Origin of the sequence: [Muricauda] lutisoli (nom. illeg.) (genome assembly GCF_017313105.1) — a bacterium.
GTDB classification, from domain to species: Bacteria; Bacteroidota; Bacteroidia; order Flavobacteriales; family Flavobacteriaceae; genus Flagellimonas; species Flagellimonas lutisoli.
The window spans coordinates 340,817-354,970 of record NZ_JAFLND010000002.1; the positions used below are offsets into that span (position 1 = coordinate 340,817).

Annotated in this window: 11 protein-coding genes; 7 read left to right on the top strand and 4 right to left on the bottom strand. The window is 39.9% G+C overall.

What is annotated here, in order from left to right:
* Positions 1-95 precede the first annotated feature (95 nt).
* From J0X13_RS08860 to J0X13_RS08870, 3 genes are all read left to right on the top strand, one after another.
* Positions 96-1,646, top strand: a complete 1,551-nt coding sequence (locus tag J0X13_RS08860) for an Rne/Rng family ribonuclease (protein ID WP_207071089.1) — start codon at positions 96-98, stop codon at positions 1,644-1,646.
* Between the two features lie 89 nt (positions 1,647-1,735).
* Entirely contained in the window at positions 1,736-4,105 is a 2,370-nt protein-coding gene (locus tag J0X13_RS08865) for an alpha-L-rhamnosidase-related protein (RefSeq protein WP_207071090.1), read from the top strand.
* 63 nt (positions 4,106-4,168) lie between these two features.
* Positions 4,169-4,597, top strand: a complete 429-nt coding sequence (locus tag J0X13_RS08870; RefSeq protein WP_242535688.1) for a regulatory protein RecX — start codon at positions 4,169-4,171, stop codon at positions 4,595-4,597.
* Position 4,598: 1 nt separating this feature from the next.
* On the opposite strand, the gene J0X13_RS08875 is transcribed toward J0X13_RS08870, so the two are convergent.
* On the bottom strand, positions 4,599-5,468 hold the full coding sequence (locus tag J0X13_RS08875) for a cupin-like domain-containing protein (protein WP_207071092.1): 870 nt from the start codon (positions 5,466-5,468) through the stop codon (positions 4,599-4,601).
* Positions 5,469-5,689: 221 nt separating this feature from the next.
* Positions 5,690-7,522 (bottom strand): TonB-dependent receptor plug domain-containing protein, encoded by a 1,833-nt coding sequence (locus J0X13_RS08880; RefSeq protein WP_207071093.1) that lies wholly within the window; start codon positions 7,520-7,522, stop codon positions 5,690-5,692.
* A 95-nt stretch (positions 7,523-7,617) separates the two neighbouring features.
* Between J0X13_RS08880 and J0X13_RS08885 the strand changes: the two genes are divergently transcribed.
* Both J0X13_RS08885 and J0X13_RS08890 read left to right on the top strand, forming a co-directional pair.
* Positions 7,618-9,114 carry an aminotransferase-like domain-containing protein gene (locus J0X13_RS08885; RefSeq protein WP_207071094.1) on the top strand — a complete coding sequence of 499 codons (1,497 nt, stop codon included), beginning with the start codon at positions 7,618-7,620 and terminating at the stop codon, positions 9,112-9,114.
* A gap of 72 nt (positions 9,115-9,186) precedes the next feature.
* Entirely contained in the window at positions 9,187-10,686 is a 1,500-nt protein-coding gene (locus J0X13_RS08890; protein WP_207071095.1) for an ArnT family glycosyltransferase, read from the top strand.
* A gap of 158 nt (positions 10,687-10,844) precedes the next feature.
* Here the strand turns inward: J0X13_RS08890 and J0X13_RS08895 are convergent, their stop codons facing one another.
* Positions 10,845-11,231: a putative signal transducing protein gene (locus J0X13_RS08895; protein ID WP_207071096.1), complete on the bottom strand. Its 387-nt coding sequence runs from the start codon at positions 11,229-11,231 to the stop codon at positions 10,845-10,847.
* A 246-nt stretch (positions 11,232-11,477) separates the two neighbouring features.
* Here J0X13_RS08895 and J0X13_RS08900 point away from each other — a divergent pair, with 246 nt between their 5' ends.
* Positions 11,478-13,274, top strand: coding sequence for a M61 family metallopeptidase (locus tag J0X13_RS08900; protein WP_207071097.1), 1,797 nt, complete (start codon positions 11,478-11,480; stop codon positions 13,272-13,274).
* The gene (locus J0X13_RS08905) at positions 13,275-13,670 is read left to right on the top strand and encodes a GNAT family N-acetyltransferase (RefSeq protein ID WP_242535689.1); all 396 of its coding nucleotides are present in this window, start codon (positions 13,275-13,277) and stop codon (positions 13,668-13,670) included.
* A gap of 185 nt (positions 13,671-13,855) precedes the next feature.
* Here the strand turns inward: J0X13_RS08905 and J0X13_RS08910 are convergent, their stop codons facing one another.
* A complete protein-coding gene (locus J0X13_RS08910; protein WP_207028194.1) occupies positions 13,856-14,134 on the bottom strand; it encodes a F0F1 ATP synthase subunit delta/epsilon in 279 nt (92 codons plus the stop codon).
* Between the last annotated feature and the right edge of the window lie 20 nt (positions 14,135-14,154).

Here is a 14,154-nt window from a genome sequence, read left to right on the forward strand (position 1 = left end):
AAACGAATTTCAATCGGTTCGAAAAATAACCGATTCTATATATTGTTTAATCATTTATCCCAAAATTCATGTGGGATAAATAAAAATCGATTCAGGTGAATAGAGAATTAATCGTAAGATCTACTCCTGATGCAGTCGATTTTGCCTTACTAAAGGATGGAAAATTAGTAGAATTACACAAGGAAGAGGACAACAACAACTTTTCCGTAGGGGATATCTTCCTAGCCAAGATAAGAAAACCCGTTACAGGCCTAAATGCAGCATTTGTCAATGTAGGTTATGAAAAAGATGCGTTCCTGCATTATCATGACCTCGGCCCGCAACTGTCCTCCATGTTGAAATTCATTAAAAAAGCTAGAACAGGGAAGCTTAAAGATTATTCCCTGAGAAATTTTCCATTTGAAAAAGACATTGACAAGAATGGCAGCATCAATGATGTACTAAAAGCCAATCAGTCACTACTGGTACAAATAGTAAAAGAACCCATATCAACAAAGGGACCAAGAATCAGCTCCGAGCTTTCCATAGCCGGCCGCTTTCTGGTCATGGTACCTTTTTCCGATAGAGTCTCGGTATCCCAAAAAATAGCGAGCAAAGAGGAAAAGGACAGACTTATTAGACTTGTAAAAAGTATTAAGCCCAAGGGATTTGGAGTAATCATTCGTACCGTAGCAGAAGGCAAAAAGGTTGCAGAGCTGGACAAAGATCTTCAGAACTTGTTTTCCAAATGGACAAACATGTGCAAGAAATTGCAAAGGGCGTCGCATCCATCCAAAGTTTTGGTGGAACTGAACAGGGCGTCATCCATCCTTAGGGATGTTTTCAACGATTCCTTTACTGGAATCCATGTTGATGAAGAAACTTTATACAACCAAATCAAGGATTATTTGCACGAGATTGCACCAGAAAAAGAATCCATTGTAAAGTTGTACACCGGTTCGGCCCCAATTTTTGAGAAATTCGGGATAGAGCGTCAAATCAAGACCTCTTTTGGCCGAACAGCATCCATGAGCCGTGGGGCCTACCTTGTGATTGAACATACCGAAGCTTTACACGTTATTGATGTAAACAGTGGTAACCGTTCCAACAAGGCAAAAAACCAAGAAGATACCGCTCTCGAAGTCAACCTTTTAGCTGCTACCGAAATTGCACGGCAATTACGGTTACGCGATATGGGAGGAATCATTGTGGTAGATTTTATTGATATGACCAAAGGTGACCACAGACGTAAATTATTTGATCACCTTAGGGATGAAATGAAGGACGACCGAGCAAAACACAAAATTTTGCCCCCCAGTAAATTTGGACTTGTCCAAATTACCAGACAACGTGTTCGTCCCGAAATGAATATCAAAACCAGCGAGGAAAACCCGAATGTATCGGGTGCCGAAGTAGAAGCTCCCATTGTCTTGATCGACAAGATTCAGGCAGATTTGGAGCGAATCCTTAAACCAGGGCGCAAAAACAACGGTATTGTATTGAACATACACCCGTTTATTGCGGCCTACCTTACCAAGGGATTCCCTTCCATTCGTTCCAAGTGGTTCAAGACCTATAAAAAATGGGTCAAAATACAACCTAGGGATGCCTACAAATACCTTGAATATCGCTTTAAGGACAAAGATGGCAAAACAATACGACCATAATAAAAAGCGACCTCGGAAACGGGGTCGCTTTTTTTGTTTTTACCAGTTTGGTACAAAGCAGTATTTTTGATTGGCAAGCACCATAAATAATGAAAACGACCACTCTCTTCCTAATCTGTATTTTAATCCTTGCATGTTCCTCACAAGTGGAGAAACCTTTATCCAGTCTATTGGAAAAATCCCCAAAAATCAGTGGAAAGGAAACCTACTTGAACTCTCCCTATGTCACTGCTGGAAACAGAGTATATATGGTTGGTCATCAGAATGGAACCTTTCCAGAGCTTGGATGGCACATTAAGGGTGAAATGGGAGGAGTTTGGAACCATCCCATAAAACTTATGGACGGTTTTGAAGCAAAAGTAGCGGTCAATGGCCAAGTTTTACCATTGGACAAGGCCTCCAAGTTTGTAAACTATCCATATGCAAATAAGCATATATTCGAATTTAAAAAAGAAGGTCTCACCATTGAACGGATTCAATTTGTTCCGGATCATGCCCAAGGTGTTTTTGTACAGTTTCTAATCAAAAACAACACCCAAGAAAACATTGAAAGTAGCGTGGATTTTGTGGGTCATGCCAACTTGCGACCAACATGGTTGGGGGAGCGTTCAGACATGATAGACTCCAAGGATTCAGCTACATTCGAAGAAAAGTATTGGATAGCCAAGGATAGTTTAAATTCTTGGTACACTGTTTTTGGATCCGACCAAACACCTATTTCCTCCGAAGCGATAAAAGGGTCGGACAATAAAAAAGGTACATCCAACGCACTTAAATACCTTGTTGAAATCCCCGCCAATTCAGAGAAAACTCTAAATTTTGCCCTAGCCGGTTCATATATTTCCCGTGAAAATGCGCTTAATGCATACCATAACATTTTAGAGGACCCAGTAAAGTTGGCCAAAGCAAAAAAAGACCGTTACGAACAACTTGCCAACCAGTCCAAACTAACTATTCCCGACAAGCACTTACAAGAAACATTTGAATGGTTAAAATATAATTGCGATTGGCTTGTACGAACCGTACCCGAGATAGGAACAGGCATTGGCGCCGGTATACCGGACTACCCCTGGTGGTTTGGCGTGGACAGCGAATATGCCCTTAAAGGATACATGGCCGTTGGCCAGGAGAGTATTGTAATGAATACCATAAAACTTTTGGACAGTGTTTCTACAGCTGTCAATGGTAATGGTAGGATACTTCATGAAATGTCCACCAATGGTGTTGTTTTTAATAAAGGGAACATCAATGAAACACCTCAATTTGCATCGTTGATATGGGAAATTTATAAGTGGAACGGCAATAAAGAATTTCTTGAAACATATTTTCCAACGGTCAAAAAAGGCTTAAAATGGCTTTTGGAACAGAATGATGACAACCAAAATCTATTCCCAGATGGTTTTGGCATGATGGAGATACACGGCCTTGATAGTGAAATGATAGATGTTGCCTCCTATACGCAACGAGCATTTGCCGATGCCGCTCTTATGGCAGCTGAGCTGGACGAATTTGAATTGGCGCAGGGGTATCAAGAATTGGCTGATGAGCTTGGACAAAAAATAAATACTGAATTTTGGTCCGATACTTTTGAATCCTATGCCGACTTTATTGGTTCTGATGAACAAGCACTGCATTTAATAGAAGACGCCTTGGTAAGGGCAGATACGTTGAACAAACCTTGGGCCATTGAGGAACTTACAACCACAAAACAGCAAATTTTACGAAATCCGTCCGATGAACCTAAGCCTTTTGTACTATATCATAACTGGGTGGTGAATACCCCGATGGAAATGGGCATAGCGGATTCAACGAAAGCAATTTTGGGCTTGGATAAAGCAAAGAAATTTACAAATCCTTTTGGGGTGTTCGTAACGGGAATTGATCGCGACGAGACAGCCGGTCAAGAAGACGGAACTTTTAAGGGAAGTAAAGTGTTTTCTTATACCGGTGCTGTAATGACATTGCCCACTGGAGTGCAGGCAGTCGCAGAAAATAATTATGGACGCCCTGACCAAGCACTTGATTATTTAAAAAGAATGTCACGTTCTTTTAGTTACGCACTACCCGGAAGTATGTACGAGGTTTCCCCGGACTATGGGATGATGACGCAGGCTTGGAATATTTATGCCTTTGCGGTTCCCATTGTAAACCAGTTTTTTGGTATCCAACCATTGGCCCATGAGAAAACAGTGGTTATTGAACCTCAAATGCCCACTGAGTGGAACAATGCTTCGTTGGAAAACGTAAGGGTAGGAGATAACGAGATTTCGATATGGCATACAATATCCAAGGAATCCGATCAAATTAAAATACAACAACGAAAAACTGACTGGAAAATTAAACTTATTTTACCCGAAGGCGAATATAAAGTGACAGAAGGTAATGCAGAAACTGTAACGGAAAACGGAAAAACCATGCTCACTTTTTCAAGTAACGCACTTATGGTAACAAAAGAATAAACATAGATGGAATCCCAGTTTTCTTCCCAAAAATTTTACTCTGTCCAAGAGGCTACCAAAAAGATGGAACGCTACTGTGCCTACCAGGAACGATGCCACAAGGAAGTCACGGAAAAATTAAGGGCCATGAACATGATTCCAGAGGCCATCGATCAAATCGTGGGACATCTGATCCAAGAGAATTTCCTTAACGAAGAACGTTTTGCAAAGGCCTTTGCACGAGGCAAATTCAATATTAAAAAGTGGGGGAGCAATAGAATTACCAGGGAATTAAAGTTTCGTGGTATCTCCACTTACAATATTAAAAGTGCTTTGGCGGAAATACAGAATGATGATTACCTAAAAACTTTTGACGAACTCGCCAAAAAGAGATTAGGTCAAATAAAAGAGACGAATCCCTTCAAGAAAAAAAAGAAACTGTCCGATTACCTGCTATACCGGGGTTGGGAAAGTCATTTGGTCTACGAAAAAGCAAATGAACTTATCAAATAACTCAATCTTGCAGTAATAGTTTCTGCGTTCGTTCCACAGCCTCTTCGTTTTTCCAATCAATCCATTCTTGGCCTCTGAGTTTTCGCATCAGGTTATCAAAATGGCGCATCACAAAAATGTTGTAGACTGCCTTCCCCAGATTTTTGGGTTTTCTGGCAATGGCCCGTAAACTCATGGAAAAACCAGCTGTTATATACTTCATGTGGTGCCAATAACCTTCAGGTATATAAAGTACATTCCCGTGTTCCAAATGCGTAATGTAACCTTTTGCACGTTGCAGGGCGGGCCATTTTTGCATATCGGGATCGGTAAAATCTATGTCTTCCCTAGTAATCAAGGAATGGGGTATCTTATATAAAAACTTGGTCTCGTCCTGTGAAAAAAGAATACATTGTTTTGTTCCTTCAAAATGAAAATGAAAAATATTTGCCAAATCAATATCGTAGTGCATAAAAGTATGCGAATCTTCCCCTCCAAAAAACAACATGGGCAACCCTTTCATAAGCCGTAATCCAAAATCTGGATAAGTATAGTCTTTTTGAAGTTCCGGAACTTCCTTTAAAATATTCCAAAGAAAAATGCGGTATTTGGTAGGGCCACTTTTTAAAAGCTCCACATAGTCCGTCATTTTCATTTTGGCATGGGGTTCGTTAAAGCCTTCGTCATGCTTTACGGGGCGGTCATCATACAGGGGCACTTCCTTGTCCCCGGCAATTTCCTTCATATAATCCAAGTTCCACTTGGAATAGGCTGGCCAATCCTCAATAAAGCGCTCGATTACAACAGGCTTCTGAGGCTTGAAATATTTTTGGATAAACTCCTGCTTTGTCAGGGTTTTTTCCCGAGGTATCTGTTCAAGATTCAGCTTCAAAATTTCAAGGAATTTGAAACCCTAAATTAATAAAAGGTTTTTATATAGTTCGGGAACTTCTCCTTGGGTACCTATTTACCTTTCTCCTTGGCGGCCTCGTTCCGTTCTTCCCGCGACAATCGCACTTGTGCCCACGGCATTACAATACGGGGTAGTGGCCACCATCCGTATCATTTCCAATATTTTTGCAAAGGTTTTTAATATTCCATGGGTTGTTGTGCCTATTTAAAACTATATCGCAAGCCAAATAGAACATTACTTGGCGGCATAGGTACAAAACCAGACTCGATGTAATCTGCATCGAAAATATTACTTGCAGTAATGGTAAACTCCGCCTGTTTTACTTTAACAGCCAATGATGCATCCCAAACATTATATGTTTGTCCCGTAGTACGTTCTGCATACTTATAAATTATATTCTGACGTACATTTTTGAACAATTGTGTGCTTAAGCGCGTGGTATATTGGTGTTTTAGCGTATTTAAAGAGTAACGGGATAATTCTTCGTTTTGATCTAAAATATTATCATCTAAAAAAGCATAGCCTACACTTAAGGTTTGCGTAAAGTCTTTGAACTTAAAATTATAAGCAGCATCTAACTCTAAGCCTTTAGTATTTACTTCCGTAATGTTTGTAGCTACAAATACATCTTCAGATACATCGTTTCTAATATAATCTATTAGATTGTCTGCGTCTCTATTAAAAATGGCAACGCTGGCATTAAATTTAGGAGAGGTGTACTTCAAGCCTAATTCTTGCGCAAAAGCTTCTTCTGGCTCCAAATCTGCGTTACCACTGGTAACTGGGTCGTTATAGAACAAATCTGTATAAGTCGGTATGCGGTAGGTATAACCAATATTACCATATACTTTAAAAGTATTGGTAAGGTTATAACCTATATCCAATCCAGGGAACGCTTTAAACTTAAAGTCAGAAAAGTAGGTTAGCGCCACACCTGGAGTAATATCCAACTTGCTATCCGCTACACTAAAACGGTGCTCTAAAAACACATTGGACATAAAACGGTTTGGGTTACCTAGATTATTACTTCTTAGATAGATTTTAGAAAACTCTACTCCAAATCCTGTAATTCCTAATTTAGAGGCATAAGAGGCATTGGTTTCTACCCCAACCTTGTTAGAAATGTGCATGTTCCTATAAAAACCAGGATCATTTCGCCTCAAGAGAAACAAGTCTTGATTACGTTTCCAATAGATTCTTGGCTGTATTTTCAGTTTGTTTTTCTTAAAGGTGGTAGAAAACGCCAAAAGGCTGTTTTGGGTTTCTTCATACTCATTAAATGTAGGGTTAGTGGTATAAAAATTCTCAGCACCAAAATTACGCTCCAAGAAAGAAGCTGTCATTTCAATAGGCTGCGCATTTTTATTGAAAATGCTTTTTAAAAAGTAATTACCATTATCGTAATCTGAGTTATTTCTATACCCCTCAGATGTCATCCTTCCCACATGTATGATATGAGTCGAGTTTTCCTTATCGATACCAGCAGTTGCACTGCCGTTTAATTGCCCAAAAGAACCCGCTTCTACATTTAAGGAAACAGAATTATCCAAATTCTTCTTGGTAATTATATTAATAGCGCCAGCAAATGCATTTTGTCCAAAAACCCGTGCAGCGGGACCTTTTATAATTTCTATTCTTTCTATAACCTCCAATGGCAAAGCTGCGTTCATGGTATGGTGCCCCGTTTGCGCATCGTCCATTTTAACGCCATCTATTAATAATAGGGTTTGGTCAAAACCACCTCCTCTTATATACAAATCTGCTTGGCTACCACCGGTACCACGTCTTCTTATATCTACACCCGCAACTTGTTGTAGTAAATCTGCAACATTTACAGCAGCACTATTTTTAATATCATTGGAAGTGATGATATTAATGGTTCTTGAATTTTCCTTGAAAGGAAGGTTAATTCGGTTTGCGGTCACCACAACTTCGCCTAACGAATCTACCTTTACAACAGCATCGTCCTGTTGCGCTTTTACTTGAAAAGCACCGACCAGTAAAATCGCAGAAAATAAAATTGATTTCTTCATTATTTAAGCTTGTAACGTAAGTTTTTAAGTCAATTCATTATATGCTGCAAAAGTCCTAACTTTCCGGACGATTAAACTAGTCCAGTTTTAAAACAATGAATAGTCCGGTTTTTGATTTGTTGGTCCAGCTAGTATCTGTAGACAGATCTATTGTTCAGCCTGCATATGTACAAGTGGCACAACAAATCATGAACGCCATTCAACGTGGCTATTTGGAAAAAGGCAGCAAATTACCTGGAACACGGGTTTTAAGTAAGTTGTTGAACGTTCATCGCAATACAGCTGTGGCCATCTATGATGAATTGTCCTCGCAAGGTTGGGTAAACATCATACCCAACAAGGGAACTTTTGTGTTAGTTCCAGAAGATTCCAAAGTAAAAATCAAAGCAACCACACAGCATATCAATCAAGTTTACGAGTATCCAAAAATTCCAGGATTCCCGTTCCAACAATCTTTTAATCTAGCTTCTACCAAAAAGGAGACCACTGCCAAATATTCTATAAGTGATGGTAAGCCCGATTTAAGGTTACATCCCGTGCACCAATTTTCTCGGTGGTATAGTGCTGCAATGAAAAGAAAGCCATTAATCAACAAATGGAATAGAACCAATGCTTTGATTCCTTCTGTTTTTAGCACGCAACTTTGCAACTACCTAAATGCCACCAGGGGCTTCCATATAAAACCAACCAATTTATTGAATACCCGCAGTACGGAAATGAGTCTGTATATTGTTTCGCAGGTATTAATTAACCCAAGCGATTTGGTGCTGGTTGGACAACTAAGTAATTATGTGGCCAACATGATATTTCAACAAGCTGGGGCAAAAATAAAAACAGTACCTGTAGATGATGAGGGATTGGATATTGGTTATATAAAGAAGCATTTTATACATGAGCACATTCGTTGTATCTATGTTTGCTCCAATAGGGACTATCCTACAACCACAACATTGAGCACCAAAAGAAGACTGCAATTATTGGAATTGGCCAAAACGCATGGTTTTGCCATAATTGAGGACGATTTTGACCATGATTTTCAGTTTGAAGGGTCTTCCATGTTGCCCATGGCAAGTGCAGATGCCAATGGGAATATTATTTACTTGGGTAAACTGGGGCAGTCTTTATTTCCAAGTTTTCATACTGGGTTTGTCGTGGCGCCAGAACAGATAATTACCGAAGCCAATAATTACTTGCAATTATTGGATACCCAAGGAGACCTCATACAGGAACAAATGCTTTCGGAACTGATATCCGAAGGCGAAATATACCGGCTCAAGAAAAAGAATATAGTAACCTACAAACAACGTAGAGATGCTTTATGCGCTTTTTTAAATGAATATTTTGACAACGTACTTGATTGGCAAATACCTTCTGGAGGGCTTGCTATGTGGTTGCGATTTAAAAACCCTATATCCTTGTTAAAACTAGCCGAAGAAGCGGAAAAACTGGATTTATTCCTACCAAAAACCATTCTCTATCAAGATAAAAATACCTGCGCCATTCGTTTTGGTTATGGGAATTTAAATGAGGTGGAACTTAAAATCGTAATTGAAAAGTTAAAACAAGCGTACCTACAGTTGTTAGCTGATTAAAATAAAAAGAGACCATTTAAAAACGGTCTCTTTAAACATTCAAATTTATCTATATTGCAAAGATGATAATCAATGACCAAAAAGCTGAATACCGTCGTGCTTAAAAAATTACGTTCCTTAAGGTATGAAGATCTGGACTGGAAAACGGTCCTCTTTATTTTGGTCGTGCTCTCGGTCTTTATCCGTTTTCCGTTCTTTTTTAGGGATTATGTAGATCGTGATGAGAGCACTTTTATCCTGATGGGACAGTCTTGGGTAAACGGGCATTTGCCCTACACCCAACTTTGGGACTTGAAACCCCCGATTACCTTTCTTTATTTTGCCATTATTATCAAAATTTTTGGAAAAAGCTTTTTTGCCATTCGTTTTTTTGGTGCCTTTATGGTGGCCATTACCAGTTTGTTCACCTATGGTATCGCTACAAAGATCACTTCCAAAAAAATTGCCCTTTGGGTAGGCATTTTCTGCGTCTTTTTCCAAAGCCTGTTCGGGAGCCTGCAAGGGGTAATGTCGGAACATATTTGCACGTTCTTTTTTGTTGCCGGACTCTATATTCTGTTTTTGAAGAATGACCCAAAGTGGTTCTTTACTTCTGGCCTCCTCTTGGGATTATCAGTTATGACGAAACTGAACATGGCCTATCCTGTTTTATTTATAGGATTCTACTTTTTATGGCAAGGATTTTATGAAAACCATGCTTGGAAGAACATTAAAAACTTAGTTTTTATGGGCTTAGGCTTTTTTATGACCATTGCCTTTATCGTATTGCCATATTATCTCCAAGGAGATCTACAAATTTGGTGGGAGTCTATTTTTGAAGCGCCCTTGGCCTATTCCGAAGGAAAGTTCCACTCGCCACTAAAGACCTTGCCTTTCGCCATCATCATTTTAGGCCTGTTGATTACCGGGTTTACGCTGAAAATAATTGATTGGAAAGACAAAAAGCTTCAAATATTATCGGTAGTAATTATGGGTATCTTATTATCCTTTATGCAGGCTGGTAAAGTAAACGGGCATTATCTTATTCAGTTATACCCTTTTATTCTGATACCTTTAGGAATAGCCGTGGCCAAGCTTCCACCTATTCAAAAAAAATATATACCGGTAATTGTTATCCTCCTTGTTTTAATTCCCATGGAATCTTATCTGGAATATGGCAATATCATATCAAATAAAATAAAGAAGGGGACCTTTTTCAACGGTGAGGGCATTGAAGTGCCAGCCTACATTACTGAACATGGTCTTGAGACCAAGAATATCTTTTTTACCGAATACCATATTGGATATTGGGTCCTTGATGAAACACCTCCTACAAAAGCAGCAACACACCCTAGTAACATTACCCGTGAGGAATTATTCCCATACATGGATAACCCAAGAGAAACAGGTATGGAAGAACTCCGATACATTATGGAGGTTATCCAACCCAAAACTCTAGTAGCCAGAAAAGGAAAAGAAATCTTTGATAAAAAACTAGTGAATTACAACACCTACATTGATGAGTACCTAGAAAAGCACTACATTTTGGAAGCTAGCGTGGGGAGAGGACTTATCTACCAACGGTTAGAATGATTTCTTAAGTGGTGCGGTATTCATCACCACTAAAAATAATATCGATTTCAAAATTCTTTTGCTTAAGTTTTTCAATCGTCAATAAGGTGTGATTGATACTTCCCAAATAGTGTCGGTATCGCTCAAGGGAACTAATGATCTGGCTATAACAAATAATTTTATCTAGAGGGTCTTGTAATAAAATTGCATTGCATGCATTGATACTTTCTGGGCTCAAAAAAAGGAAACAGTTTATAGAAGACACTGCTTCTGGAATAATAAATTTCCGATTTGGTGGCCTTACAATTTGGGCAGACCACTGGATTGCCGAACTCATCGGTAGCGTAGTTACGAACTTCATCAAAAATTTCCTTGGCTTTTTCCTTATCTGTTGAATACACCTGAAGCTTAACTCCCCCCAATGCTGCACTGATCAGTGGGTCGGAATTAATGGTGGCCTCGTCCCTTAAAAAAACAGGGATGCCCTCTGCTTCCAATTTTCCTTTGATCACTACGGCATCTGCAGGAAACTCAAAGGTGCCCAATGTATAAAATTCGGTTTTCATGCTTTCATATATTTTTTGAGCAAATCCAAAGTGCTTTGCTCCAATTGCTGATTCTTGGACAATCCTAAACAATCATTGGAGGAAAAATTTACCAAAGGTTTTGATTCCGGCAGACTGTGCAAGGCATTGACCTTCAATCTTTGTGATAGCCTATCAGATAACTTTTTGGGAAATATCTCCATAACACAAATGTAGCACTTACGGTGATTAAACAGTATCTTAGTCGTTCTTAAACCTATTCCAAAAATGAAATTTATCTTTTCCTTTTTAGCACTGTTCACAGGGTTGTTTATTACTGCCCAAACCAATACGTATCAAATTTCTTTTGACAACGCCGTACATCACGAGGCGGTTATTGAAGGTAATTTTCCCGATTTAACTTCAGATACTGTGGAATTCAGAATGAGCAGGACTTCTCCCGGACGGTATGCCCTTCACGAATTTGCCAAGAACGTTTATGGTTTTGAAGCTACGGACAGTAAAGGAAACGTTTTAACCGTTACCCGCCCGAATCCTTACGCCTGGAAAGTTAGCGGACACGATGGAACCATCAATATCAAATACATTTTGTTTGCCAATCGTGGTGGGGGAACCTACTCCCAAGTGGACGAAACACATGCGCACCTGAATATTCCCGCAACCTTTATGTTCGCTCCTGAGTTGAACGAGCGTAAAATAGAAGTGACTTTTGACGTTCGCGAAGATTTGGATTGGAAAGTGGCTACGCAACTTCCTTTGGTCTCGGGCACCACGTATTCAGCTCCGAACCTCTATTATTTTATGGACAGCCCAACGGAAATCAGCAATTTTATGCTTCGTTCTTTTGAGGTAGATGGGAAAACCATCAATCTTGCACTGCATCACAATGGCACAGAAGCGGAAGCCGATGAATATTTTGAAAAAGTAAAAAAAGTGGTGCTGGCCGAAAAGGAGGTCTATGACGAACTGCCTGATTTTGATTATGGAAACTACACCTTCTTGGCCTGCTACATTCCAAATGCCTCTGGCGATGGTATGGAGCACCGTAATTCTACGATTTTGACCAGTACCCGCAGTTTGGCCAATGGAGGAATGGAACGCAATATCGGTACGGTATCGCACGAATTTTTTCATGCGTGGAATGTAGAACGTATTCGCCCCAAAACGTTGGAGCCCTTTGATTTTGAAGCTGCCAATATGAGCGGGGCACTTTGGTTTGCCGAAGGCTTTACAAGCTACTACACCGGACTGATTTTATGCAGAGCCGGACTTTCCACACCGAAAGATTACGTTGAAGGACTGGCAGGAACATTCAATTATGTTTGGAACTCTCCTGCACGACAATTTTTCAACCCGATTGAAATGAGCTTTCAAGCACCCTTTGTGGATGCGGCCACCTCGGTGGACCCAGTAAACCGGGATAATATGTTTATTTCCTATTACTCCTACGGAAGTGTTCTGGGCTTGGCTTTAGACCTATCCCTTCGTGAAAATGGATTGAACCTGGATGATTTCATGAAGCTCATCTGGAAGAAATATGGAGCGGCGGAAACTCCCTATACCATTCAAAATCTTCACGATGCATTAAAAGAATATGCAGGGGATACTTTCGGGGATGATTTCTTCAACAATTACATTTATAAAAGTGGTATGCCCGATTACAAGTCGCTGATGGCGTCGGTGGGCGTGGTTTTGGAACAACCAAAGGCCTCTCCCTATTTCGGAGCCTATGTATCTATGAGTGCCGATAAATCTGGTTATATGATTCTCAGAAACACGAAAATGGATAGCCCTGCTTACAAGGCCGGTCTGGATAATGGAGATATGATTCTGAGCATCAATGACAAACCTTTTGCAGAAGAGCAATCTTTTGATGATTACCTGGGGCAATTCAACTTGGGAGAAGCTTTACAGGTAAAATTCAAGAGGTACGGAACGGAAAAGACCACAGAAATGGTTTTAACACCAAGTCCGGATTATGCTTTTAGTTTGATGGAAGATAAGGATCAAAAACCATCAGGAAAGATGCTCGAACAGCGAAAAGAATGGCTTAAGGTGGAATAAATGGTGCGTTACAAACAAGCGGAAACCCTAGAAGAGCTAGAACAAATTCTGGATCTTCAGCAACGTAATTTACCTAAGAACATAACTGAAGAAGAAAGCACAAAAGAGGGTTTTGTAACCGTGGAACACACGTTGGATGTGCTCAAAGCCATGAACGAAGCGTGTGGACATATTATCGCTGTTGATAAAAATCAAGTTGTGGGTTACGCCCTTTGCATGCACCCCAAATTTGCGGAGTTTATTGAAGTGCTGCGTCCTATGTTCCGAGAAATTGATAAAATTCTAGAAGGTAAGTTAAACTATATGGCGATGGGACAAATTTGTGTGGCCAAAAGTCATCGGGGACAGGGTATTTTCCGAAAGCTGTATCAAACCATGAAGGAGAAATTGCCCTAAAGTTTTGATACGATCATTACAGAAGTAGATGGTAAGAACAAAAGATCTTTGGCAGCGCATGCTTCCATTGGTTTTGAAACATTGACCGTATACCGTTCAGGTGAAAAGGAATGGCATGTAATTTTGCTGAAATAAAAAAGGGCCGCTCCATTGGAGCGGCCCTTTTGTGAATGAATTCATTTATTTTAATCGGCTAGGACGATTATTTTATTGTCTTTCATCTCCACTGTACCACTTGTTATCGCCAAAACGGTCTCTCCATTGTTTCCTTTGGAAAACTTATCGGCAAAATCCTCGTCAATGGTGATGTTACCTTTCACTTTAACGTTTCCAGCTTGCAATAGGGACACGATAGGCGCGTGGTTCTCCAACATCTGGAACTCGCCATTTACTCCTGGCACAGTAACCGAGGTTACGTCGCCTGAAAATAAAGTGGCTTCGGGTGATACTATTTCTAAATACATATCTTCTCTTGTCATTCCCG

Excerpts from the sequence above, each read along its gene's own strand:
- J0X13_RS08895 (WP_207071096.1), bottom strand. The coding sequence starts at position 11,231 with ATGAAAACCGAATTTTATACATTGGGCACCTTTGAGTTTCCTGCAGAT.
- J0X13_RS08910 (WP_207028194.1), bottom strand. The coding sequence starts at position 14,134 with ATGTATTTAGAAATAGTATCACCCGAAGCCACTTTATTTTCAGGCGAC.
- J0X13_RS08885 (WP_207071094.1), top strand. The coding sequence starts at position 7,618 with ATGAATAGTCCGGTTTTTGATTTGTTGGTCCAGCTAGTATCTGTAGAC.
- J0X13_RS08880 (WP_207071093.1), bottom strand. The coding sequence starts at position 7,522 with ATGAAGAAATCAATTTTATTTTCTGCGATTTTACTGGTCGGTGCTTTT.
- J0X13_RS08870 (WP_242535688.1), top strand. The coding sequence starts at position 4,169 with ATGGAACGCTACTGTGCCTACCAGGAACGATGCCACAAGGAAGTCACG.
- J0X13_RS08900 (WP_207071097.1), top strand. The coding sequence starts at position 11,478 with ATGAAATTTATCTTTTCCTTTTTAGCACTGTTCACAGGGTTGTTTATT.
- J0X13_RS08905 (WP_242535689.1), top strand. The coding sequence starts at position 13,275 with ATGGTGCGTTACAAACAAGCGGAAACCCTAGAAGAGCTAGAACAAATT.
- J0X13_RS08890 (WP_207071095.1), top strand. The coding sequence starts at position 9,187 with ATGACCAAAAAGCTGAATACCGTCGTGCTTAAAAAATTACGTTCCTTA.
- J0X13_RS08865 (WP_207071090.1), top strand. The coding sequence starts at position 1,736 with ATGAAAACGACCACTCTCTTCCTAATCTGTATTTTAATCCTTGCATGT.